Raw genomic sequence first — 22949 nt, 5'->3', positions numbered from 1 at the left:
AGTGAAGGTTTTAGTGAAGGCGCCAGCGAAAATCAACTTGTCGCTTGATGTTTTACATAAACGTCCGGACGGTTACCATGAAGTTGAGATGGTCATGACGACGATTGATTTAGCTGATCGCATTGAGCTTAGTTTGCTAGATGAAGACAGGATCGTGATTCAATCACACAATAGATTTGTTCCGGATGACCAGCGGAACCTTGCTTACCAGGCAGCTCATTTGTTGAAGGAGAGGTTCCAGGTAAAAAAGGGCGTAGTCATTGGAATCGAGAAAACAATTCCTGTGGCAGCGGGACTGGCTGGCGGCAGCAGTGATGCGGCCGCTACGTTAAGAGGGCTTAATAAGCTTTGGAATCTAGGCCTGAATTTGGATGAGCTTGCAGTACTAGGAGCTGAAATAGGGTCGGATGTTTCTTTCTGTGTATATGGGGGAACGGCTCTTGCGACCGGACGGGGAGAAATCATTAAACAGCTCCCAGCACCGCCAACATGCTGGATCGTATTGGCGAAGCCTTTTATCGGGGTTTCGACTGCGGAAGTTTATCGCCGGCTTAATGTTGATAAGGTTCAGCATCCGCCTACAAAAGAAATGATTTCTGCGATTGAAAAAGGTGATTTCAACCAGGTCTGCAGCAGTGTCGGAAATGTCCTGGAAGATGTGACCCTTTCTCTGTATCCTGAGGTTGCGCAGATTAAGGATCAGATGAAGCGCTTCGGCGCGGATGCTGTTTTAATGAGCGGAAGCGGCCCGACTGTGTTCAGCCTCGTGGAGCATGATTCTCGGATGCACCGAATTTATAATGGCTTAAGAGGATTTTGTGATCAGGTGTTTGCTGTCAGGATGCTCGGGGAGCGCCATACCCTTGATTAAATCCGTATAATGGTGGTATATTAACCTTAAATATTCGGATTTTGGGGGTTCTTTAATGAAATTTCGACGCAGCGAGCGTTTGATTGATATGACGACTTATTTGCTTGAACATCCTCGCCATTTGGTGCCGCTAACCTATTTTGCGGATAAATATGGTTCAGCGAAGTCCTCGATCAGTGAAGATCTGGGAATTATCAAAGAAACATTTGAACAGCGGGGAATCGGAGTCCTCCAAACGGTGCCAGGCGCTGCCGGAGGGGTTAAGTTCAACGTCAACGTCAGCGATGACAAGGCAAAGGATGTAATAAATGACCTTTGCAAGATTATGGCGAGCCCGGACAGGCTGTTGCCAGGCGGCTACCTCTACATGAATGATATCCTTGGAAATCCTGCGATTGTCCAGGAGGTCGGAAGGCTGCTCGCTTCTGCCTTTGCCAAGAAAGATATTGAAGTAGTCATGACGGTTGCGACCAAAGGTATTCCGATTGCTTACGCAGTGGCAAGCTATTTGAATGTACCTGTTGTAATCGTCCGCAGGGATAGCAAGGTGACAGAAGGTTCGACTGTCAGCATCAATTATGTTTCTGGTTCATCAAAAAGGATCCAGACCATGGTGCTTTCCAAACGAAGCCTGGCGGAAGGCTCGAAGGTATTGATCGTCGATGACTTCATGAAGGCAGGCGGAACGGTGAACGGGATGATCAACCTGCTTGAAGAATTTAAGGCTGAATTGGCGGGCATTGCCGTTCTGGTGGAATCGGAAAACATTGAAGAAAGGCTTGTCGATGAGTACCTCTCCCTCGTCCGCCTTTCAAATGTCGATGTAAAAGAACGAAATATTACCGTTAGTGAAGGAAATTACTTCTTGCGTAAAGAATAATTGTTCAGACGATAAAAAAGATGGGGTGACAATATGAATATTGTACAAACTTCAAATGCGCCTGCGGCAATCGGCCCATATTCACAAGGCGTGGTTGTGAACAATCTTTTCTTCAGCTCTGGGCAGATTCCTTTGACTGCTGAAGGAGTAATGGTAGAAGGGGATATCAAGGCCCAGACGCATCAGGTATTCAAAAATCTGCAGGCTGTGCTTGAAGCGGCGGGAGCTTCCCTGGAAACAGTCGTAAAAGCAACGGTTTTTATCAAGAATATGGATGAATTCGCTCAATTGAATGAAGTGTACGCAGAGTACTTCAATGTACATAAGCCTGCACGCTCGACGGTTGAGGTTGCAAGGCTGCCAAAAGATGCCTTGGTAGAAATCGAAGTAGTAGCGCTCGTTAAATAAAACGGGCGTTTTTTTTATTTTTTTTTAATAGCGACGCAGAAGTTTAGTTTAGAAAGCTTTTGTTATATAGAAATTGAACGAGATAACGGATCGATTAGGTAGAAATCGCCAAAACAAAGAGGAGGAATTATTCAGCGTCAATAGCTATAAAAGCCTATTTTTCAAGAGGAAATGAGAATGTTAGGGCTTTCAATATGAAAATGTTCACGAATTTGCCCTATTTTTTCAAAAAAATTTTCTGCAGAAAGAAGGAGATTTGATTTCGTTGTGGAATTATTTAACTAGAATTTTATCTATTTGTAAAGGTGGTGAACAGAATGGAAGTAACTGACGTAAGATTACGCCGCGTTAATACAGATGGACGGATGAGAGCGATCGCTTCCATCACGCTTGACAACGAGTTTGTTGTCCATGATATCAGGGTGATTGATGGAAACAACGGCCTATTTGTTGCAATGCCAAGTAAACGCACTCCTGATGGCGAGTTCCGTGATATCGCGCATCCGATCAACTCGGGTACACGCGGAAAGATTCAGGATGCTGTATTGGCAGAGTACCACCGTTTAGGTGAATTAGAAGTTGAATTCGAAGAAGCTGGAGCTTCCTAGAAATAGAACGCAAGACATCAAGAGCCTGCTGCATAAGTAAGGCTCTTTTTTATATCCCCATTATTCCCCTGACTAAACCTATTTTTAAGTCTTTTTTAGACTCTTTTCGTAAAAAATGCCCCCCTCCCTAAACTGACAAATAATTGTACTTGTTCTTCTATTCTTGAAATGGCTGGCTTTTTAAGATATATTCGTAATGGATAAAAAGGTAAATTGGAGGCCTGCTAATGTCTAATCGTTATGCAATCATTTTAGCAGCCGGTCAGGGAACAAGAATGAAGTCTAAGCTATATAAAGTACTTCACCCTGTATGCGGCAAGCCAATGGTACAGCATGTTATTGACCAGGTGAAAAGTCTTAATATAAAAGAAATCGTGACAATTGTCGGCCATGGCGCTGAAAAAGTAAAAGAGCAGCTTGGCACTGACAGCCAATACGCACTGCAGGCAGAACAGCTTGGTACTGCCCATGCGGTCCTTCAGTCAGAAGGAATGCTTGCCGAAAAAGAAGGCGTCACGATAGTCGTCTGCGGAGACACACCGCTGATCAAGGCAGAAACAATGGAAGCTCTTTTCAAACACCATGAAGAAACGAACGCAAAAGCTACAATCCTGACAGCGAGGGCAGAAGACCCGACTGGCTACGGCCGGATTGTCAGAAATGCTGATGGTTTTGTAGAAAAAATTGTTGAGCATAAGGATGCGACTGAACAAGAAAGAAGCATCAATGAAATCAATACTGGCACTTATTGCTTCGACAATAAGCTATTGTTCGAGGCAATCCATAATGTATCAAATGACAATGTACAGGGAGAATATTATCTTCCAGATGTAATCGAGATTTTGAAAAACCAGGGTGAAATCGTGTCTGCCTATGTTACGGATAGTTTTGCGGAGACATTAGGTGTCAACGACAGGGTTGCCCTTGCAGAAGCTGAACGCACAATGAAGAAGCGAATCAATGAGTTCCACATGCGCAATGGCGTTTCACTTATTGATCCTGATAACACGTATATTGGACCAGATGTGACAATTGGACAGGATACGGTCATTTTCCCAGGGACTACAATCTCAGGTACAACAGCAATCGGTTCCGAATGCCAGCTAGGGCCAAATAGTGAAATTAGCGAATGTGAAATTGGAAACAATACAGTTATTCGCCAATCAGCGGCCTATAGCAGCAAAATTGGTTCGGAAGTAAATATTGGACCATTTGCGCATATCAGGCCTGATTCTGATATTCATGATGAAGTAAAAATCGGCAATTTCGTCGAAATTAAAAAAGCGGTATTTGGCCGAGGAAGCAAGGCTTCCCACTTAAGCTATATCGGTGATGCTGAGGTCGGCGCTGATGTGAACATCGGCTGCGGATCCATCACAGTAAACTATGACGGTAAAAACAAGTTCTTGACCAGGATTGAAGACGGCGTATTCATTGGCTGCAATTCCAATCTTGTTGCACCAGTTACGATCGGCAAGGGAGCTTATGTAGCAGCCGGATCAACAATCACTGAGGATGTACCAGGTGAAGCGCTTGCTGTTGCACGTGCACGTCAAGTCAACAAAGAAGATTATGTAGGGAAAATGAACGTAAAGAAATAAATCTTGGAGGTCCACAATGTCAAACCAGTATCTAGACCCTAATTTAAAGGTTTTTTCACTTAACTCAAATGTTGAACTTGCCGAGGAAATCGCTAAGGTAATTGGAGTAGAGCTAGGTAAATGCTCTGTTTCCCAGTTCAGCGATGGAGAAATCCAGATTAATATCGAAGAAAGCATCCGTGGCTGTGATGTATACGTCATCCAGTCTACAAGTTCACCTGTAAATGAAAACATCATGGAACTTCTTATCATGATCGATGCATTAAAGCGTGCTTCAGCTAAAACAATCAATATAGTTATGCCTTACTACGGCTATGCACGTCAGGACCGCAAAGCACGTGCGCGTGAACCAATCACGGCTAAGCTTGTGGCAAACCTGCTTGAAACAGCTGGCGCGACTCGCGTGATCACGCTAGACCTTCACGCTCCGCAAATCCAGGGATTCTTTGATATTCCAATCGATCACTTAATGGGTGTGCCAATTCTTGCTGACCACTTCAAGAGCAAAGAATTGAACGGAGACGTTGTCATTGTATCTCCTGACCATGGCGGAGTGACACGTGCAAGAAAGATGGCAGAAAGATTGAAAGCGCCGATTGCGATCATCGATAAGCGCCGTCCGAAGCCAAATGTTGCTGAAGTCATGAACATCGTTGGTAATATTGAAGGCAAAGTGGCAATCCTGATCGATGATATCATCGACACGGCAGGAACGATTACTTTGGCAGCTAATGCATTGGTTGAAAATGGGGCACTTGAAGTATACGCTTGCTGTACACACCCTGTATTGTCAGGACCTGCGATTGAGCGTATCGAAAACTCCAAGATTAAAGAACTGGTTGTGACAAATTCAATCGCGCTTGCAGAAGAAAAGCGCGTCGACAAGATTCATCAGCTATCTGTTGCTCCATTAATCGGTGAAGCAATTATCCGTGTACATGAAGAGCAATCAGTCAGCACACTTTTTGATTGATATTTATAGGGAATAACAGGCTTGCCATCCGGCAAGCCTAATCCTGTTTTTTCTGGAAAGCTTGCAGTAAACAAAAGTAGAACGTTTAGACCTTCCTATTTTGGGGCATTTTTTATATAGACAAGAACTTATTGAATAGGAAGGGGACAAAATCATGAGTGCAATATTGAAAGCAAAAGAACGCACAGGTTCTCAACGTTCTAATCTAAGACAATTACGCCAGGAGGGGAACATTCCGGCAGTCGTATATGGCAGGAATACAGAAAATAAATCGATTTTTGTAAACAGCATAGAATTTCTGAAGACGATCCGGGAAAATGGCAAGAATGGTGTCATTTCACTTGATGTCAATGGCAGCAAGCATGATGTCATGCTGACTGACTACCATCAGGATCATATAAAAAATGAGGTTCTCCATGCTGATTTCCTTGTAGTGGACAAGAGTTCCAAAGTCCATGCAAGCGTCAGGGTGAATCTTGTAGGCGATGCTGCCGGCGTGAAGGATGGCGGCGTCATGCAACAGCCAGTACATGAAGTGAATATCACAGCGACTCCAGGAAGCATTCCTCAGTCGATTGATGTTGATGTCTCGAATCTGCAAGTCGGCGAAAACCTGACCCTTGCGGATATCAAAACAGGAAATTACGAATTGAATGATGACGAAAGTACGGTGGTGGTTTCCATCCTTCCACCGAGACAGGAAGAAGAAATCAATTCCGGTGAAGAACAAGAACCAGGACAACCTGAAAATGAAGAAGGAAGAGAAACAGAAGCCAGCCAAGAATAAAGCAGCAGCGGACGTAGCCTGAAAGGGTTACGTCTTTTGCGGTTTTACTATATAGTGAAAATAGATAGCTTGCGCTTTTGGTTAAGGGGTGTGGAAGATGAAATTATTTGTTGGCTTGGGCAATCCAGGAAGACAATACGAAAAAACCAGGCATAATATTGGCTTCGAAGTCATTGATGAGTTATCAAAAAGGTGGAACATCCCTTTAGAACAGGCAAAGCATAAAGGTCTGTATGGTAAAGGTTTCGTTGGCGGAGAAAAGGTAATCCTTTTGAAGCCTCTCACTTATATGAACCTTTCTGGTGAGTCGATTAGGGCTGTCATGGATTTCTATGACATCGATATTGAGGATTTTGTAGTGATCTATGATGACCTTGACATGCCGAATGGCAGAATCCGACTGAGGCAAAAAGGCAGTGCCGGAGGACATAATGGGATAAAATCGACCATTGCACATACAGGGACTCAGGAATTCAAAAGAATCCGGGTAGGGATCAGCCGTCCGACAAATGGAATGAAGGTTACCGATTGGGTTCTGGGCCGTTTCACGAGTGAAGAGCAGGCTCAGATGGAGGAAGCAGTGCAAAAATCAGCTGATGCTTGTGAAGAATGGTTTAAAAAGCCATTTTTAGAAGTCATGAATACCTTCAATCAGAAAAGCTTAAACGAGGACTAGTAAATAACACACATGCATAATCGTCGATTTAGTACTATAATTTTAAAAGAGTGACATACAATAGGCTAAGTGCATAAGTTTCTGCCAAAGGGTCAATAATGATAATGACTTAATTTTGGAGGGACGGGCATGGCTATACATTATAATTGCCGTCATTGCGGCACGAATATCGGTTCATTGGACAGGATGTCTGTCCACAGTGAAACTCTTGGGCTGCATAAGCTGACCGATGAAGAGCGGCAGGAGATGGTTTCTTATGCAGGCAATGGTGACATCCATATAAAATCGATCTGTGAAGACTGTCAGGAAGCGCTGGAGCGGAATCCAGACTTCCATCAACATGACTACTTAATTCACTGACAAGCTTTGGATTTCTTATCCAAAGCATTTTTCTATTTGGAAAATTAGTATGATTACATCATTTTTAATATTTTGGCTTTGTTATAGGACAACGTTGACTTGAAAGTCCTGTTGATTTGAGTGAAAACCAGCAGGAATTTAACAAATAAAAATTGAGTGTTTTTTTAAGAGAGGGAGAGGTTTGGATGCAGGGGCTGAAAGCTCTTTTTAGTCATCAGGATGATGTCCAATCTGTTATATCCGGAATGGATGCGGGGCTTAGGGAACAGCTCGTCGCCGGCCTGTCCGGTTCGGCGAGGACGGTCTTTTTAGCGGCGATTTACGAACAGACAAAACGTCCCGTCCTGGTAGTGACGCATAATCTTTTGCAAGCGCAAAAATTATATGATGATCTTGTTAATTTAGTAGAGGAAAACGAAGTCTATCTTTACCCGGCAAATGAATTGATTGCCGCTGAAATCAGTATTTCGAGCCCCGAGTTGAAGGCACAGCGGATTGAAGCACTGAATCACTGGAGCAAAAAGAAAAACGGAATGGTGATTGTTCCGATGGCAGGCTTAAGAAAAATGCTGCCGCCAAAGGAGCTGTGGTCCAAATTCCAGATAACCTTCAAACTTGGTGAAGAAATTGATTTGGATGCTGTTCTCAACCGCTTTGTCAGCATGGGTTACGCAAGGGCTGGTATGGTCTCTGCACCTGGCGAGTTCAGTGTCAGGGGCGGAATCATTGATATTTATCCGCTGACATCGGCAGATCCGATCCGGATTGAGCTTTTTGACGCCGAGGTTGATTCAATCAGGACGTTCTCGCTTGAGGATCAGCGCTCGAAGGAAAAAATGAAATCCGTTTCTATTGGACCGGCTGCAGAGAATCCTATCGAGAATGAACAGCTTGACCGCCTGGTAACTGGCCTTGATGCTGGCCTTTCAAAAAGTCTTAAGAAATTAAAGGATGACAAGGCAAAGACGCTTATGGCCCAGAATATCGGCTATGAACTGGAACAGCTCCGGAATGGGCAAAAGCCAGACCAGGTATTCAAGTACTTGTCGATCGCTTATGAAAAGCCTCAAAGTTTAATAGATTACTTGCCATCTGGCGGCTTCCTCTTTGTTGATGAAATCAGCAGGGTCCAGGAAATGAATGAATCGCTGAATAAAGAAGAAGCAGAATGGTATACGAGCCTCCTGGGTGAAGGACAAATCATTCACGACCTTAAAATATCGCACCATCTTCCGGAATTGATGAGTAAAGCAGCGAAGCCAATTGTTTACTTATCACTATTTTTAAGGCATGTGCCAAATACGAGCCCGCAAAACATCATCAATATTTCGTGCAAGCAGATGCAAAACTTCCATGGACAGATGCATGTTTTGAAGGGTGAGATCGACCGCTGGCGAAAAGGGAATTATGCAGTCATTTTCCTGGGACCGGATGCTGAAAGGGTTAAAAAGCTCGAACGTGTCCTTGAGGATTATGAGATTGATGCGGTAAAAGCAAGCAGCAAGCAGGAATTGCTCCCAGGCAAAGTCCAGATCATCCAGGGCAGCCTGAATACAGGCTTTGAGTTCCCGATTCAAAAAATTGCCGTGATCACGGAAGAGGAGCTCTTCAATAAGAAGACGAAGAAAGCTCCAAGACGCCAAAAGCTGTCGAATGCGGAGCGGATCAAGAGCTATTCCGAATTGAAGGTCGGCGATTATGTCGTTCACGTAAACCACGGGATTGGTAAATATCTTGGTATCGAAACGCTTGTCATCAATGGAGTCCATAAAGATTACCTTCATATTCGCTACCAGGGTACAGATAAGCTTTATGTCCCTGTTGAACAAATCGATCTTGTCCAGAAATATGTAGGCTCCGAAGGGAAAGAACCAAAAGTCTACAAGCTCGGCGGAAGCGACTGGAAACGGGTCAAGAGCAAGGTCCAGTCATCCGTCCAAAATATCGCTGACGATTTGATCAAGCTATATGCTGAGCGTGAGGCGAGCGTGGGGCATGCGTTCTCACCAGATGGTGAGATGCAGCGTGATTTTGAGTCCTCATTCCCTTATCAGGAGACGGAAGACCAAATCCGTTCAATTCATGAAATCAAGCTGGATATGGAACGCGAACGCCCGATGGACCGTCTTCTGTGCGGCGATGTGGGCTACGGAAAAACTGAGGTCGCAATCAGGGCTGCCTTCAAGGCAATTGCTGATGGAAAACAGGTTGCCTTGCTTGTACCGACCACGATTCTGGCCCAGCAGCATTTTGAAACGCTTCGAGAAAGATTTCAAGATTTCCCGATTAATATCGGCTTGCTGAGCAGGTTCCGCACTCGTAAACAGCAGACAGAAACAATCAAAGGTCTGAAGGCTGGCAGCGTAGATATTGCTGTCGGGACACATAGACTTTTATCTAAGGAAATCACTTACCGCGACCTTGGTTTGCTGATTATCGATGAAGAGCAGCGTTTCGGGGTCACTCATAAAGAAAAGATCAAGCAGCTGAAAACAAATGTCGACGTCCTGACATTGACGGCGACACCGATTCCAAGGACGCTTCATATGTCGATGCTTGGGGTCAGGGACTTGTCTGTCATCGAGACTCCGCCTGAGAACCGTTTCCCTGTCCAGACGTATGTCATGGAATATAACGGCGGACTTGTCCGCGAGGCGATTGAGCGTGAGCTTGCGAGGGATGGTCAAGTGTACTTCCTGTATAATCGCGTCGAGGATATTGAACGGAAGGCTGAAGAGATATCAATGCTTGTTCCAGATGCGCGAGTCACCTTTGCCCATGGCAGGATGTCTGAAAATGAGCTAGAATCAGTCATGCTTGGATTCCTTGAAGGTGAATATGATGTTCTAGTGAGTACTACCATCATCGAAACGGGTGTTGATATACCAAACGTCAACACGCTGATTGTCTATGATGCTGATAAAATGGGGCTCTCCCAGCTCTACCAGCTTAGAGGAAGGGTAGGGCGTTCTAACAGGGTTGCCTACGCTTATTTCACCTATCGCAAAGACAAGGTCCTTACCGAGGTAGCTGAAAAACGTCTCCAGGCGATCAAGGAGTTCACGGAGCTTGGTTCGGGTTTCAAAATCGCGATGCGTGACTTGTCGATTCGCGGGGCTGGAAACCTGCTAGGCGCCGAACAGCACGGATTTATTGATTCAGTAGGTTTTGATTTGTACTCACAAATGCTTAAGGAAGCAATCGAGGAGCGGAAGCCGGAGAAGGATCAAGTCCGCAGGCCTTCGATTGAAATCGACCTGGAACTTGATGCCTATATCCCTGACACTTATATTTCCGATGGCCATCAAAAAATCGAAATGTATAAACGCTTCCGTGGAATTGATACTTTGAAGGATATTGAGGAATTGAAAGAGGAAATCACCGACCGATATGGGGATTACCCAGAAGAGGTCAATACACTGTTCAAGGTTGCCGAATTGAAGGTGTATGCAATCACCGCGGGTGTGGAAACAATCAAACAGATCAAGCAGGATGTAACGATTCTTTTATCAGAAGAAGGAAGCAGCAGAATCGACGGACAGAAAGTATTCAAAATCAGCAGCCAATACCGGAGTGCAGTAGGCCTTGGAATGGACGGCAAAAAGCTGAAGATGGTCATTCATACAAAGGGCCTCAAAAACGACCGTTGGCTCGATATCACTTTCGAGATGGTTAAGGGACTTCACGACTCCCAAAAAGAACAGGAAAATACCGTATCGTAATCATGTGGAAATATATTGTAATGAAAATGTAAAACTGGAAAGTGTTTCAAAAAAGGTAGACAAGGGTATTTTTTGTCTGTACGCATTAAACAGCTGGAAGGTTTATCCGTTTTTGCCACCTTTATCACTTCAGAGAAAATATTTTTAGAAGTGTATAGAACTTTCCATATGAAAGATACTAAGTTCAAATCTTGGTAAGGATGATTAATAAAGGTTTAAATTGTCATTACCAATGGCTCTTTTCGTAAACTGTTGAGGCGAAGCATATAGGGAAAAATTGATACTTGGATTTTTTTCGTTCACTTTGGTAACTAAATAAGGGGAAATGACTTCGATGTGAGAGGAAAAGGGCACGAATTCATTCCCCGCCGTGAAATTTGCAAAGCCTTAAAGCAATAAAGAATGCGAAAACAGCTTTAAAAAATAATCATCAGATGAAAGTGAGGCAACGTTGGATGAAAGCAACTGGTATTGTTCGTCGAATCGATGATTTAGGTCGTGTCGTCATCCCTAAAGAAATAAGAAGAACACTGCGTATTCGTGAAGGAGATCCACTTGAAATCTTCGTGGACCGCGATGGTGAAGTCATTTTAAAGAAGTATTCTCCGATCAGCGAGTTAGGCGATTTTGCAAAAGAGTATGCAGAAGCGCTATATGACAGTTTAGGCAACCCAGTATTGATTTGCGACCGTGACACTTATATCGCATTGGCCGGGGGCTCAAAGAAGGACTTCTTAAATAAAAACATCAGTGAACTTGTCGAAAAGACGATGGAAGACCGCAACTCCACACTTGTGAACCAGCAGTCTAACATTTCGCTTGTCGATGGCACCGAGGAACCTATATCTTCTTATACAATTGGGCCAATTATTGCGAACGGTGACCCAATTGGCGCAGTGATCATCTTCTCGAAAGAAGGCTCATTGGGCGAAGTGGAACAAAAAGCAGTCGAAACAGCCGCTGGCTTCCTTGCAAGGCAAATGGAGCAATAATCAAGATTCTAGTTTACCTGAAATTTTATCATACCTAAAAGGGCAGCTGCCGAGGCTGCCCCTTTTCATGTTTTCAGGTTTAATCATTCCGTACTATTCCTTATGATATAATAATTTTTGATACTCGAACTGGAAGGAGATGGGCGATGAAGCCCGTTGCAGACTCAAGAGAATTAGTTAAGGGAGCCATGATTTTGACTTTGGCGGCCCTGGTTACAAAAATATTAAGCGCGGTTTACCGTGTCCCATTTCAAAATATTGTCGGGGATATTGGATTTTATATTTATCAGCAGGTGTACCCTTTCTTTGGTATTGTCATGGTTTTATCTACATATGGTTTTCCTGTTGTTATTTCAAAGCTTTATACTGAGCAGCAGACTGCCGGAAACAGCGGCAGGGCGGACAGGCTGCTAATCCTTTCTCTTGCTTTTCTAGGGATTTTTGGTGTTTTGCTCTTTTCGTTTTTTTACTTTGGTTCAGAATGGATTGCTGGAAAAATCGGTGACCCTGAACTCAGCCTTTTATTCAAGGTGGTATCTGTGCCGTTCCTCATTTTCCCGTTCACCTCTGTATTCAGAGGTTATTTTCAAGGGAAGGGAAATATGGTGCCGACCGCAGTCTCCCAGGTTTCCGAGCAATTCATCCGTGTCGGAACGATTCTGATCCTGTCAGCGGTAATCGTCCAGCAGGGATACTCGCTTTATTTTGCCGGCGCCGGGGCTGTGTTCGGTTCAATAACCGGGGGAGTGGTTTCGGTAGCGGTGCTCAGCTATTTTTATCTGAAAAGTAAAGAAGCGAACCCATTCAGGCACTATCAGCCAAAGGCACTGTTAGCAGATGCGGCTTGGGTAGTAAAAGCTCTTGTGATCCAGGGATTTGCCATCAGCATTAGTGGCATGCTGTTAATACTGTTTCAGCTGGCTGATTCAATGAATATGTACTCTTCTTTACTGGCAATGGGGCTGACAGCAGATGAGGCAAAGGCGGCAAAAGGTATATTTGACAGGGGGCAGCCGCTGATTCAGCTCGGCACTGTTGTTGCCACTTCGATGTCTTTGAGTCTCGTTCCAGCTATTTCAGCCGAAAAATCAAGAAATCGCAGCGATGGAATCCTGCAAAAAGTCAGGCTCGCTCTGCAGTCCAGCCTGATCTTTGGTGCTGCGGCGGCAGTGGGACTGTACAGCATCATTGTGCCAGCAAATATCATGCTGTTTGAAAATGCAGAGGGCTCAAATGTGCTTGCTGTTCTGAGCTGGATGATTTTGTTCGGATCAGTGATTTTGACAATAACAAGCATTCTTCAGGGACTAGACAAGCCGCTTTTTCCAGCCGCAGTCATTCTTGGTGGATTTGGTTTGAAATATGGATTGAACCTTATTTTGATTCCGGAAGAGGGAACTAAGGGTGCAGCGGTTGCTACTATAGTGGCAATGCTGGCTGTTATGGTCATTCTCATTGCGAAATTGAGGAGTGAGCTTGGGAGGCCGGTCTTATCGCTGGCTTTTATGGCAAAAATCCTGTTTTCATCAGCTGTGATGGCAGTGTTTTTGCATGTATATTTATATATGACAGATTTTCTCTATATCTATATTGAACCGGACAGACTAGCTGCTGTGTTACAGTCTTTGAGCGCCGTTGCGTTTGGAGCGGTGGTTTATTTTATCGTTTTAGTAAAAATCAAGGCTTTGACTGAACAGGAATTAATGACATTGCCTTTTGGCAGCCGGCTCGTGCAGCTATTTTTAAACAAGACAGGAGGCAGCAGGAAATGACAAACAAGATTTCGATCATTGGATTGGGCGCAGGTGACTTAGACCAGCTTCCTATTGGTGTATATAGAAAATTAAAGCATGAAAAAAACCTTTACTTGCGGACGAAAGAACATCCTGTAGTAAGTGAGCTTGAGCAAGAAGGACTTCAGTTTCAGTCGTTCGATGCCGTTTATGAGAAGCACGATCAATTTTCAGACGTTTATGAGGAGATCACTGAGACTTTGCTTGCGGAAGCGGAAAAGGGCCCCGTAACCTATGCTGTCCCTGGCCATCCATTAATCGCCGAGCGTACAGTCCAGCTTTTACTCGAAAGAGGTCCGGAACGGAACACGGAAATAGAAATCGGCGGCGGCCAGAGCTTCCTTGATGCGATGTTCCAGGCGCTGGCCATCGATCCAATTGAGGGCTTTCAGCTGCTTGATGGAACGGCACTGACGAAGGAATCGCTGCTGCTGCAAAGCCACACGATCATTGGTCAGGTATATGATTCGTTCGTTGCTTCTGACGTAAAGCTCACACTGATGGAAAAATTGCCTGATGAATACGATGTTTTTATCGTTACAGCGGCAGGCAGCAAGGACGAGATCATCAAGAAAGTCCCTTTGTATGAGCTAGACAGGGAGATGGAATTAAGCAATCTAACCTCTATTTACGTTCCGCCTGTTGAAGAAGAACAAATTTTATACAAGGATTTTTTGAAGCTGCGTGGAATTATATCAGAATTACGCGGTCCGAATGGCTGCCCTTGGGATAAGAAGCAAACTCATCAATCTCTTAAAAAATATTTGATAGAAGAAGCCTATGAGCTGATTGAAGCGATTGATAACGATGACATTGACCATATGGTCGAAGAATTAGGTGATGTCCTTTTGCAGGTTATGCTCCATGCCCAGATAGGCGAGGATGAAGGATACTTTACTATTGACGATGTCATTGAAGGCCTCTCCTCGAAAATGGTCCGCCGGCACCCACACGTTTTCGGCAATATAACGGCTGAGAATGAAGAGGAAGTCATGAAAAACTGGCAGAAAATCAAGGAACAGGAAAAGGGAGCGGCGGTAAAGTCCATCTTGGAGGGAGCAGGCAAAGGGCTGCCAAACCTCTTGAAAGCTTTTGAGTTGCAAAAGGAAGCTGCCAAGGTTGGCTTTGACTGGAAGACGGCGGCACCAATCCTTGATAAAGTGAAAGAAGAAATCGATGAGCTTTCAGCTGAAATCAAGGAGAGTGGACAGCAGGAAGATATTAAGCTGGAATACGGAGATTTGCTGTTCGCGCTCGTCAACTTTGCCAGGCACTATGAGATTAATCCAGAAGAAGCTTTATTCAAGGCGAACCAGAAATTCATGCGTCGCTTTGCTTACATCGAGCAAAAGGCAGCGGAAAACGGCAGGGGTGTTGAAGAATACACTCTAGAAGAATTAGATCGTTTTTGGGATGAAGCGAAGGCAAAAGGTTTATAAGGTAAATCGAACCAATAAAGGAAAAGGGGTTTAAATACTATGAGGCTGGATAAATTTTTAAAGGTGTCAAGATTGATTAAAAGGAGAACTTTGGCGAAGGAAGTATCCGATCAGGGAAGGATTTCTGTGAATGGTGTTCCAGCAAAAGCAAGCACGAATGTGAAAGCGGGCGACGAACTGGCGATCCGCTTTGGCCAAAAGGTTGTATCTGTCAGAATTGACCGTATCCAGGAAACGTCCCGCAAAGAGGAAGCAGCTGAGATGTACACGATGCTAGGCGAAGAAAGAATCCCGGGTGACGACGAAGAGTAAAACAGGAATCCTCCTGAAGGCTTGTTCTATTATCTCTCTCTAAATCATAAACATGTACTAAAGTGCATTATGCGATTGTGAGGGATAATGATGAGCCAATATTATGAAACGAACCAGACGAAAAGCAATTTGCCAGACCATGATTTAGTGATGAGGGGCAGACGGACACTTGAGATCACAGGAGTAAAGCAAGTTGAAAGCTTCGATAATGAGGAGTTCTTGTTAGAGACTGTCATGGGATTCCTTGCGATCAAGGGCCAGAACCTCCAGATGAAAAACCTTGATGTCGACAAAGGCGTCGTATCGATCAAAGGGAAAATCTTTGATCTGGTCTATCTGGAAGACCAGCATGGGGAGAAAGCTAAAGGCTTCTTTAGCAAGTTATTCCGATGACTTTGTCGACCCAATTTTTGACGATGCTCGCCATGATTGGGATGGGCAGCTTATTCGGAGCTTCACTTGATACGCATAACCGTTTCTTAAAGAGGTCAAAGAGGAAGTCATGGATCGTCTTCATCAATGACATCATGTTTTGGCTGGTCCAGGGACTGTCGGTCTTTTATGTCTTGTTTTCGGTTAACATGGGAGAGTTGCGGTTTTATATTTTCATTGCATTATTGTGCGGCTTCGCAGCTTATCAGAGTCTGTTCAAAAAGATTTATTTAAAGATTCTCGAGCGGGCCATTACGATCACGATCAATGTTTATATATTCTTCGTGAAGGCTGTCAGAATGCTGGTTGTCCGGCCGCTGCTGTTTTTGGCGGCTACCGTTCTATCGCTGCTGCTCATGACGGGAAGAGGCCTTTATTCTCTTGTGAAATGGCTTCTTGCCGTTTTACTATGGTTATTGAAAAATCTATTATGGAAGCCGGTTAAGATGATTCTCCTGCTTTTTTGGAAACTTTTGCCGAAAAAGGTTAAAAAAAGCGTCGAGAAGTTATATAATAAATTGGCAGGAATTCTAAATATAGTAAAGAATTACTCTTCTATACCGATAAAATGGATAAAGAACTTTAAAAAGTAGACTTGTGTAAATTAGAGACAAAAAATAAATGTAAGGAGGACTGCGGGGAATGAGTGTCATCAGAAAACGGAACATAGCCAAAATAGAAAATCAATATGTGCAGCAGCGTGAAAAAGCAGGGATTGCGGAAACCAGGAAGCGTAAGCTGCTATTCAGGCGCCTCGCAGTCTTTGCCCTTTTTGCATCGGTGATTTCTTATTTAATGATCTCTACCTTCATTACCCAGTCTTCGGCACTGGATAAGAAGCAGGCTGAAAAAGAAAGACTAGAACAAAAATTGGCAGGCCTGCAGAAAAAGCAGGAAATCCTTGATGAAGAAATCGTTAAGCTGAATGATGACGAATACATAGCCAAGCTGGCTCGCAAGGAATATTTCCTTTCCGAAAAAAATGAAATTATCTTCAACCTTCCTAAAGAGAAAAAGGACTCCCAAGATTCGCCTTATTGACACTCTTTTTTGATATTCTGTATAATATATAGTAAGTTTGATTTTTTATATCTTTAAGGAGGCAAAACTTTTTTATGTCAATCGAAGTAGGCAGCAAGTTACAGGGAAAGGTAACAGGCATTACAAATTTCGGGGCGTTCGTGGAACTGCCAGGCGGTTCAACTGGACTCGTTCATATCAGTGAGGTTGCTGATAATTACGTCAAGGACATCAATGACCACCTAAAAGTGGGCGACCAGGTTGAAGTGAAGGTTATCAATGTTGAGAAAGACGGCAAAATTGGTTTATCAATCAAGAAGGCTGTAGACAGGCCGGAAAGACCAGAAAGACCTGCAAGACCAGAAAGACCTGATCGACCTGATCGACCTGATCGACCTTACTCTCAACGTCCACGTGGAGGAAGACCGAACGATAACCGGAACGTTCGTCCAGAGAATTTTGAATCAAAAATGGCGAAATTCTTGAAGGACAGCGAAGACCGCCTATCCACTCTGAAACGCGCTACCGAATCTAAGCGCGGTGGAAGAGGAGCTAGAAGAGGGTAACTTGCTGCTAAGTGAATATATATAATAGCAGGTATAATGCTATATCAAGACAAGTCCTTTGCGGGCTTGTCTTTTTTATTTAGCAGAATGTGTTAAATTAACCTCGCTCCCTTTACTCCTAATTCAAATGGAAGACTGTGTTGATTTTACTGTGTTTGTTGAAAAAATAAACAGTGAAAATCCGTTTAAATTGGGAAATAGCCCTATTTCCTGAAAAATAAAGGGAGTTTTTCCGTTTATAGCATCCAAACCTTTGGATTTTGTCTTATTTAGAGTAGTTAATCGGAATATCTCCGCTTATATCTGCATCTTAAGCTTTCTTTATATACAATAGCCGGAAATTCTCCGCGTATGAAATCTTATACTTTCAGGTTAATCCACAATGAAAGCCAACAAAAAAACTCGCTCCTATAAAAGGAACGAGTTTTTTACTTAGGATGACCCCTACGGGATTCGAACCCGTGTTACCGCCGTGAAAGGGCGGTGTCTTAACCGCTTGACCAAGGGGCCATATAAAATTATTGTCCAGCTTCAGCGCCTAGCCCCTCGAGACGTTTCGGTCCACCCAATGAAGTCAAAGAACGACTTCACCGGTTGGCCCTCCAACGCTTGTCGGGGCTGACCAAGGCACTTACGCTTTTCTAAGTAGCGGCGGAGGGGATCGAACCCCCGACCTTACGGGTATGAACCGTACGCTCTAGCCAGCTGAGCTACACCGCCATGATATTGTTTTGAGGCACAAGAAATATAATACCTAGATATTAAATTAGTGTCAATGGATTTTAGTAGAAAAGATAAAATTATTATTAGGTAAATTTTAGTGTGAATACCTGTGGTTCATGGGGTTAATAGACTATCACTATGAAATAGACGTGTAATTTCGAGGAATTACCTTATTTACGGGGAAATGCGTCGAACGAAACTTTGGTGCTTGTCCTTGTTTTTGACAAACTTCTGTACCTCTCCCTTTTATAATAATCAGCAACGATAAAAAAACGGGGAGTGTATTGAATGCAAAAGGTAGAAAGGAACTTGATGGAACCGATCGGTGAAGTTCATCTCGAGGAATCACGATTCAGGTTTGCAAAAGGCATGGCGAAGCTGCAATCCAAAATCGAAAACCTTTTCCTGAAAAAAGGCTATGTTTTTCTGATCATTGGATTTTTGCTTGGCAGGGCCTTGATACTGGCAAAGTTGACCCCTTTTAGCCTTCCATTTTTCGCAGCCGTTTATCTCATCCGGAAAGACCGTGCTCCGCTTGCTTTGTTTGGACTGGTTGCCGGGGCTGCCACCTTATCTTTCGGCGATGCCGTGTATACGTTCAGTTCGGTATTTTTATTCCTGCTGCTGTACCGTTCGACGAAAAAGTGGATCAAGAATGACCTTAAAGTTTTGCCCTTTTATATATTTTTTACTATTTTAATAGGCAAAATAATGAAAGCTCTTATTTTTTCGGGAAATATAACGATTTATGAAGGAATGATGGCTGGAGTCGAAGCGGGCTTGAGTCTTGTGTTGACCTTCATCTTTCTCCAAAGCATTCCATTGATAACGATCAGCAAGCGCAAACAGTCATTAAAGACAGAAGAAATCGTCTGTTTGATCATCATGCTCGCTTCCGTGATGACGGGAACGATTGGCTGGTCAGTTTATGATTTGTCGGTAGAGCACGTGATGTCCCGTTATTTGGTTCTGATCTTTGCTTTTGTTGCCGGGGCCACGGTTGGTTCGACAGTCGGGGTCGTAACCGGCTTGATTTTCAGTCTCGCTAACGTGTCGAGCTTTTACCATATGAGCCTGCTTGCTTTCTCAGGATTGCTTGGAGGGCTGTTGAAAGAAGGAAGGAAGCCGGGTGTCGCCCTGGGATTATTCATAGCCACAATGCTTATAGGCATGTATGGCGAGGGCGGCGGCACGCTTAGCAAAACGATGACCGAATCGGCAGCAGCCGTACTATTGTTCCTGCTTACCCCTCAATCCCTTACTTCTAAGATTGCGAAATACATTCCGGGTACGCCGGAATATTCTGCTGAACAGCAGCAGTACATGAGAAAGATGAGAGATGTGACAGCACAGCGCGTCGTCCAGTTTTCAAATGTGTTTGAAGCGCTGTCGAAAAGCTTCTCAACGTTGCAGGTCCAGGATGAAACGATTGAAACTGACCGAGATATGGATTATTTTCTAAGCAATGTCACGGAGAAGACATGCCAGACATGTTTTAAGAAAGACCATTGCTGGACAAGGAACTTTAATACAACCTATGACTATATGAGCGAGATTATGCAAGAGATGGATCAAAATTCTGGCGCAGTACCGCAAAAACTTTCTCGGGAATGGGACAAGCATTGCACAAGGTCAAAAAAGGTCATGGAAATCATGCAGCAGCAGCTGACGTATTACCAGGCGAACAGGAAACTGAAAAAACAGGTGCAGGAAAGCAGGCGCCTCGTGGCAGACCAATTGCTCGGAGTGTCAGAAGTAATGGGAGACTTTGCAAAGGAAATCCAGAGAGAGCGAGAAAACCACTCGAAGCAGGAAGAGCAAATCCTTGGAGCCTTACAGGATTTTGGCATCCATATCGAACATGTTGAGATATACAGCCTGGAACAGGGGAATGTCGACATCGACATGACGATTCCATATTGCCAGGGGCATGGTGAATGTGAAAAATTAATCGCCCCGATGCTCTCTGACATTCTGAAAGAAAATATCGTCGTTAACTCAGAAGAATGCTCCACCTTCCCAAATGGATTTTGCCATGTGACATTCCGCTCCGCAAAAGCTTTTACGGTGTCAACAGGAGTAGCCCATGCGGCAAAGGATGGAGACCTCGTTTCAGGTGATAGCTATTCGACAATCGAGTTGAGCGGAGGAAAATATGCGATTGCAATCAGCGATGGAATGGGCAATGGCGAAAGGGCACATTCCGAAAGCAGGGATACCCTTTTATTGTTGCAGCAGATCCTGCAATCTGGAATTGAGGAGAAGGTCGCAATCAAGTCTGTCAATTCCATCCTGGCATTGAGGACGACGGATGAAATTTTCTCCACTTTAGATCTTGTGATGATCGACCTGCAGAATGCTGCTGCACGTTTCTTGAAAATAGGGTCAATCCCAAGTTTTATTAAACGCGGAGGAAAGATTATCAAAGTCCAGGCAAGCAATCTGCCAATGGGAATCCTGCAGGAATTCGAGGTCGATGTGGTCGGCGAGCAGCTGAAGGCAGGAGACTTGTTGATCATGATGAGCGATGGTGTTTTTGAAGGGCCGAAGCATGTTGAAAATTATGATCTATGGATGAAACGGAAGATCAATGAATTGCAGACTGATGACCCTCAGGCAATTGCTGACTTGATCATGGAGGAAGTGATCCGGTCCCGCGGAGGTTCCATTGAGGATGACATGACAGTGGTTGTCGCGAAAATCGATCACAATATTCCTAAATGGGCATCGATCCCGATGTCGAATTATCAAAAAAGAGCATAACAGTTATTTTGGGCAATCTGCATTTACTTTATGTATATTTCCTCCTTACTTCGTCGAAAATGGTAACAAATTTATCAAGGCTTTTTCTCAACAGTTGCTGTTTATGAATCTTGTAAAACAGAAATTGAATGAAATGGCCTGGATGTGGAGGGGATTTCATGAAGACAGGTACAATCAAACAAATTTTACTCATCACAGATGGCTGTTCCAACCAGGGAGAAGACCCGATTGCAATGGCTGCGTTGGCAAAGGAGCAAGGAATCACGGTTAATGTTATTGGTGTAATGGAGCAGGATGTCATAGATGACCAGGGTATGAGAGAAATAGAAGGGATTGCGCTTTCGGGCGGGGGTGTGAGCCAAATTGTCTATGCACAGCAGCTTTCCCAGACTGTCCAGATGGTAACCAGGAAAGCGATGACCCAGACTCTCCAGGGTGTCGTTAATAAGGAACTCCAGCAAATCCTGGGCGGTGGGAAAACGGTGGAGGACCTGCCTCCTGAGCAGCGCGGTGAAGTCATGGAGGTCGTGGATGAGCTGGGTGAGACAGTTGAGCTCGATGTGTTGATTCTTGTCGATACGAGCGCGAGCATGAAGCACAAGCTTCCTACTGTAAAAGAAGCCTTGCTGGACCTGAGTTTAAGCCTGAATGCCAGATCAGGAGACAATCGGTTTTCGGTGTTTGTATTTCCCGGGAAACGAAATGATGTCGAAAAATTGCTGGACTGGACACCGAAGCTTGAGTCATTGACAAGCATTTTTGCCAAGCTGACGACTGGAGGAATAACTCCAACAGGACCTGCCCTTCGCGAAGCATTATCCTATTTTAATAAAAAACGATCTTTAAGGAGCCTTCTGTCCCGTGATGATGAATCCTTCTTTGAAGAATCTGTGTAAAGTCATTCCCGGAACGATCATTCAAGGGAAATGGCATCACAATCGCTATACGATTATTAAAGAGCTTGGTTTTGGAGCGAATGGGATTGTCTATCTGGCCAGGTACAACAATTCTCAGGTTGCGTTGAAAATGAGTGACAACGGAATGTCGATTACTTCGGAGGTCAATGTATTAAAGTCTTTTGCCAAGGTCCAGGGATCTGCCCTCGGGCCTTCTTTGCTGGATGTAGATGATTGGGAGCGGCCGGGGAAAATGGTAAGCTTTTACGTAATGGAATTCATCAAGGGACCGGATTTCCTCACTTTTTTGCAGCAAAAGGGACCGGATTGGACAGGAGTCATGGTTTTGCAGCTTTTGGCTGATCTGCAGTTATTGCATGAGAACGGCTGGGTGTTTGGCGACTTGAAGCCGGATAATTTAATCGTGACTGGGCCGCCTGCGAGGATTCGCTGTATCGATGTCGGAGGAACAACATTGCAAGGGCGTTCCATCAAGGAGTTCACAGAGTTTTTCGACAGGGGCTATTGGGGGCTGGGCAGCCGAAAGGCAGAGCCAGGGTATGATTTGTTTGCGGTTGGAATGATCATGGTCAACACAGCATATCCAAAAAGGTTCAACAAAGTTTCGGGCGGAATCGGTGAAATCATTGGCAAAGTAAAGCAAAGCCCTAATCTGAAAAGATATGAAACAGTGATATTCAACGCGTTAACAGGAAAATATCATTCCGCAAGGGAGATGCGGGAAGAAATATTACAAATCCACCAGCCAGATACTTACTCAAGGAGCAGGAGGCAACAGCAAAAAACGACATCAGGAAACCAGGGGCGGCAACAGCAAAGAACGACTACAGGCAAACAAGGGCAACAGCGGTCAACAGCAAATTCACCGATGAGCCATAGTATGGCAGCCAATGGAACCGCACGGCAAACGAGGAATAGCTACAACAAGAAGAAAAGTAAGAAGAGTTCATCCCTTTTAGAAACTGTCACCATTATCATCGTCATCTCAGTTTTATATTTTGTTTATATTTATAGCCAAATAACATAATTTTTTTGAAACCTTTTGCTGCTTGCTCCGTAATAAAGGAATAGTTTCTTTTAAATGCGTGTTTCTTTTTGATAATAAG

21 protein-coding genes and 2 tRNA genes are annotated in these 22949 nt (G+C 44.1%); 21 read left to right on the top strand and 2 right to left on the bottom strand.

Features of this window, described 5'->3' with window-relative positions; translation table 11 throughout:
- The first annotated feature begins 1 nt into the window (after position 1).
- The 18 genes from ispE to M3204_RS21905 all read left to right on the top strand — a co-directional run bounded on the left by ispE (position 2) and on the right by M3204_RS21905 (position 17440).
- Complete coding sequence (gene ispE, locus M3204_RS21990; RefSeq protein ID WP_251488070.1) at positions 2 to 871, top strand: 4-(cytidine 5'-diphospho)-2-C-methyl-D-erythritol kinase; 870 nt, start codon at positions 2 to 4, stop codon at positions 869 to 871.
- 55 nt (positions 872 to 926) lie between these two features.
- Entirely contained in the window at positions 927 to 1751 is an 825-nt protein-coding gene (purR, locus tag M3204_RS21985) for a pur operon repressor (RefSeq protein WP_251488056.1), read from the top strand.
- A gap of 33 nt (positions 1752 to 1784) precedes the next feature.
- Positions 1785 to 2159 (top strand): RidA family protein, encoded by a 375-nt coding sequence (locus tag M3204_RS21980; protein WP_251488052.1) that lies wholly within the window; start codon positions 1785 to 1787, stop codon positions 2157 to 2159.
- A gap of 317 nt (positions 2160 to 2476) precedes the next feature.
- The gene (gene spoVG, locus M3204_RS21975) at positions 2477 to 2767 is read left to right on the top strand and encodes a septation regulator SpoVG (protein WP_023613316.1); all 291 of its coding nucleotides are present in this window, start codon (positions 2477 to 2479) and stop codon (positions 2765 to 2767) included.
- Between the two features lie 227 nt (positions 2768 to 2994).
- Entirely contained in the window at positions 2995 to 4368 is a 1374-nt protein-coding gene (gene glmU, locus M3204_RS21970) for a bifunctional UDP-N-acetylglucosamine diphosphorylase/glucosamine-1-phosphate N-acetyltransferase GlmU (protein ID WP_251488049.1), read from the top strand.
- A 16-nt stretch (positions 4369 to 4384) separates the two neighbouring features.
- Entirely contained in the window at positions 4385 to 5341 is a 957-nt protein-coding gene (locus M3204_RS21965) for a ribose-phosphate diphosphokinase (protein WP_251488032.1), read from the top strand.
- A 154-nt stretch (positions 5342 to 5495) separates the two neighbouring features.
- On the top strand, positions 5496 to 6128 hold the full coding sequence (locus M3204_RS21960; RefSeq protein ID WP_251488029.1) for a 50S ribosomal protein L25/general stress protein Ctc: 633 nt from the start codon (positions 5496 to 5498) through the stop codon (positions 6126 to 6128).
- Between the two features lie 97 nt (positions 6129 to 6225).
- Positions 6226 to 6804, top strand: coding sequence for an aminoacyl-tRNA hydrolase (gene pth / locus M3204_RS21955; RefSeq protein WP_251488026.1), 579 nt, complete (start codon positions 6226 to 6228; stop codon positions 6802 to 6804).
- Between the two features lie 129 nt (positions 6805 to 6933).
- The gene (locus tag M3204_RS21950; protein WP_251488023.1) at positions 6934 to 7164 is read left to right on the top strand and encodes an anti-sigma-F factor Fin family protein; all 231 of its coding nucleotides are present in this window, start codon (positions 6934 to 6936) and stop codon (positions 7162 to 7164) included.
- Between the two features lie 185 nt (positions 7165 to 7349).
- Positions 7350 to 10886, top strand: coding sequence for a transcription-repair coupling factor (gene mfd / locus M3204_RS21945; protein WP_251488020.1), 3537 nt, complete (start codon positions 7350 to 7352; stop codon positions 10884 to 10886).
- A gap of 455 nt (positions 10887 to 11341) precedes the next feature.
- Positions 11342 to 11878 (top strand): stage V sporulation protein T, encoded by a 537-nt coding sequence (spoVT, locus tag M3204_RS21940; protein ID WP_285857105.1) that lies wholly within the window; start codon positions 11342 to 11344, stop codon positions 11876 to 11878.
- A 146-nt stretch (positions 11879 to 12024) separates the two neighbouring features.
- Positions 12025 to 13650: a putative polysaccharide biosynthesis protein gene (locus tag M3204_RS21935; protein WP_251488015.1), complete on the top strand. Its 1626-nt coding sequence runs from the start codon at positions 12025 to 12027 to the stop codon at positions 13648 to 13650.
- The gene (mazG, locus tag M3204_RS21930) at positions 13647 to 15110 is read left to right on the top strand and encodes a nucleoside triphosphate pyrophosphohydrolase (RefSeq protein WP_251488012.1); all 1464 of its coding nucleotides are present in this window, start codon (positions 13647 to 13649) and stop codon (positions 15108 to 15110) included. Before M3204_RS21935 ends, mazG begins: the two co-directional genes overlap by 4 nt.
- A 39-nt stretch (positions 15111 to 15149) precedes the next feature.
- Positions 15150 to 15422 carry an RNA-binding S4 domain-containing protein gene (locus M3204_RS21925; protein WP_251488009.1) on the top strand — a complete coding sequence of 91 codons (273 nt, stop codon included), beginning with the start codon at positions 15150 to 15152 and terminating at the stop codon, positions 15420 to 15422.
- A gap of 90 nt (positions 15423 to 15512) precedes the next feature.
- Positions 15513 to 15815: a sporulation protein YabP gene (yabP, locus tag M3204_RS21920; RefSeq protein WP_251488119.1), complete on the top strand. Its 303-nt coding sequence runs from the start codon at positions 15513 to 15515 to the stop codon at positions 15813 to 15815.
- Positions 15812 to 16447, top strand: a complete 636-nt coding sequence (gene yabQ, locus M3204_RS21915) for a spore cortex biosynthesis protein YabQ (protein ID WP_251488006.1) — start codon at positions 15812 to 15814, stop codon at positions 16445 to 16447. Before yabP ends, yabQ begins: the two co-directional genes overlap by 4 nt.
- A gap of 49 nt (positions 16448 to 16496) precedes the next feature.
- Positions 16497 to 16895, top strand: coding sequence for an FtsB family cell division protein (locus tag M3204_RS21910; protein WP_251488002.1), 399 nt, complete (start codon positions 16497 to 16499; stop codon positions 16893 to 16895).
- A gap of 74 nt (positions 16896 to 16969) precedes the next feature.
- Entirely contained in the window at positions 16970 to 17440 is a 471-nt protein-coding gene (locus tag M3204_RS21905; protein WP_251487999.1) for a S1 domain-containing RNA-binding protein, read from the top strand.
- 438 nt (positions 17441 to 17878) lie between these two features.
- Here the strand turns inward: M3204_RS21905 and M3204_RS21900 are convergent.
- Positions 17879 to 17950: transfer RNA gene (locus tag M3204_RS21900), tRNA-Glu, on the bottom strand.
- 136 nt (positions 17951 to 18086) lie between these two features.
- Positions 18087 to 18160: transfer RNA gene (locus M3204_RS21895), tRNA-Met, on the bottom strand.
- A 291-nt stretch (positions 18161 to 18451) separates the two neighbouring features.
- Between M3204_RS21895 and spoIIE the strand changes: the two genes are divergently transcribed.
- From spoIIE to M3204_RS21880, 3 genes are all read left to right on the top strand, one after another.
- Positions 18452 to 20926, top strand: coding sequence for a stage II sporulation protein E (spoIIE, locus tag M3204_RS21890; protein WP_251487996.1), 2475 nt, complete (start codon positions 18452 to 18454; stop codon positions 20924 to 20926).
- Between the two features lie 158 nt (positions 20927 to 21084).
- Positions 21085 to 21822, top strand: coding sequence for a vWA domain-containing protein (locus M3204_RS21885; RefSeq protein ID WP_251487993.1), 738 nt, complete (start codon positions 21085 to 21087; stop codon positions 21820 to 21822).
- Positions 21791 to 22870, top strand: coding sequence for a serine/threonine-protein kinase (locus tag M3204_RS21880; RefSeq protein WP_251488116.1), 1080 nt, complete (start codon positions 21791 to 21793; stop codon positions 22868 to 22870). The genes M3204_RS21885 and M3204_RS21880 overlap by 32 nt, the downstream gene beginning before the upstream one ends.
- Positions 22871 to 22949: the final 79 nt, after the last annotated feature.

Source organism: Mesobacillus subterraneus, assembly GCF_023715485.1.
In the GTDB taxonomy this organism is placed as follows: Bacteria; Bacillota; Bacilli; order Bacillales; family Cytobacillaceae; genus Mesobacillus; species Mesobacillus subterraneus_B.
Note: the sequence above shows the minus strand (reverse complement) of the source record. Positions and strands in the feature narration are given on the sequence as shown.

What these genes read in the sequence shown, in the direction of transcription:
- purR (WP_251488056.1), top strand. Translation starts at nt 927, where the DNA reads ATGAAATTTCGACGCAGCGAGCGTTTGATTGATATGACGACTTATTTG.
- M3204_RS21980 (WP_251488052.1), top strand. Translation starts at nt 1,785, where the DNA reads ATGAATATTGTACAAACTTCAAATGCGCCTGCGGCAATCGGCCCATAT.
- spoVG (WP_023613316.1), top strand. Translation starts at nt 2,477, where the DNA reads ATGGAAGTAACTGACGTAAGATTACGCCGCGTTAATACAGATGGACGG.
- glmU (WP_251488049.1), top strand. Translation starts at nt 2,995, where the DNA reads ATGTCTAATCGTTATGCAATCATTTTAGCAGCCGGTCAGGGAACAAGA.
- M3204_RS21965 (WP_251488032.1), top strand. Translation starts at nt 4,385, where the DNA reads ATGTCAAACCAGTATCTAGACCCTAATTTAAAGGTTTTTTCACTTAAC.
- M3204_RS21960 (WP_251488029.1), top strand. Translation starts at nt 5,496, where the DNA reads ATGAGTGCAATATTGAAAGCAAAAGAACGCACAGGTTCTCAACGTTCT.
- pth (WP_251488026.1), top strand. Translation starts at nt 6,226, where the DNA reads ATGAAATTATTTGTTGGCTTGGGCAATCCAGGAAGACAATACGAAAAA.
- M3204_RS21950 (WP_251488023.1), top strand. Translation starts at nt 6,934, where the DNA reads ATGGCTATACATTATAATTGCCGTCATTGCGGCACGAATATCGGTTCA.
- mfd (WP_251488020.1), top strand. Translation starts at nt 7,350, where the DNA reads ATGCAGGGGCTGAAAGCTCTTTTTAGTCATCAGGATGATGTCCAATCT.
- spoVT (WP_285857105.1), top strand. Translation starts at nt 11,342, where the DNA reads ATGAAAGCAACTGGTATTGTTCGTCGAATCGATGATTTAGGTCGTGTC.
- M3204_RS21935 (WP_251488015.1), top strand. Translation starts at nt 12,025, where the DNA reads ATGAAGCCCGTTGCAGACTCAAGAGAATTAGTTAAGGGAGCCATGATT.
- mazG (WP_251488012.1), top strand. Translation starts at nt 13,647, where the DNA reads ATGACAAACAAGATTTCGATCATTGGATTGGGCGCAGGTGACTTAGAC.
- M3204_RS21925 (WP_251488009.1), top strand. Translation starts at nt 15,150, where the DNA reads ATGAGGCTGGATAAATTTTTAAAGGTGTCAAGATTGATTAAAAGGAGA.
- yabP (WP_251488119.1), top strand. Translation starts at nt 15,513, where the DNA reads ATGAGCCAATATTATGAAACGAACCAGACGAAAAGCAATTTGCCAGAC.
- yabQ (WP_251488006.1), top strand. Translation starts at nt 15,812, where the DNA reads ATGACTTTGTCGACCCAATTTTTGACGATGCTCGCCATGATTGGGATG.
- M3204_RS21910 (WP_251488002.1), top strand. Translation starts at nt 16,497, where the DNA reads ATGAGTGTCATCAGAAAACGGAACATAGCCAAAATAGAAAATCAATAT.
- M3204_RS21905 (WP_251487999.1), top strand. Translation starts at nt 16,970, where the DNA reads ATGTCAATCGAAGTAGGCAGCAAGTTACAGGGAAAGGTAACAGGCATT.
- spoIIE (WP_251487996.1), top strand. Translation starts at nt 18,452, where the DNA reads ATGCAAAAGGTAGAAAGGAACTTGATGGAACCGATCGGTGAAGTTCAT.
- M3204_RS21885 (WP_251487993.1), top strand. Translation starts at nt 21,085, where the DNA reads ATGAAGACAGGTACAATCAAACAAATTTTACTCATCACAGATGGCTGT.
- M3204_RS21880 (WP_251488116.1), top strand. Translation starts at nt 21,791, where the DNA reads ATGATGAATCCTTCTTTGAAGAATCTGTGTAAAGTCATTCCCGGAACG.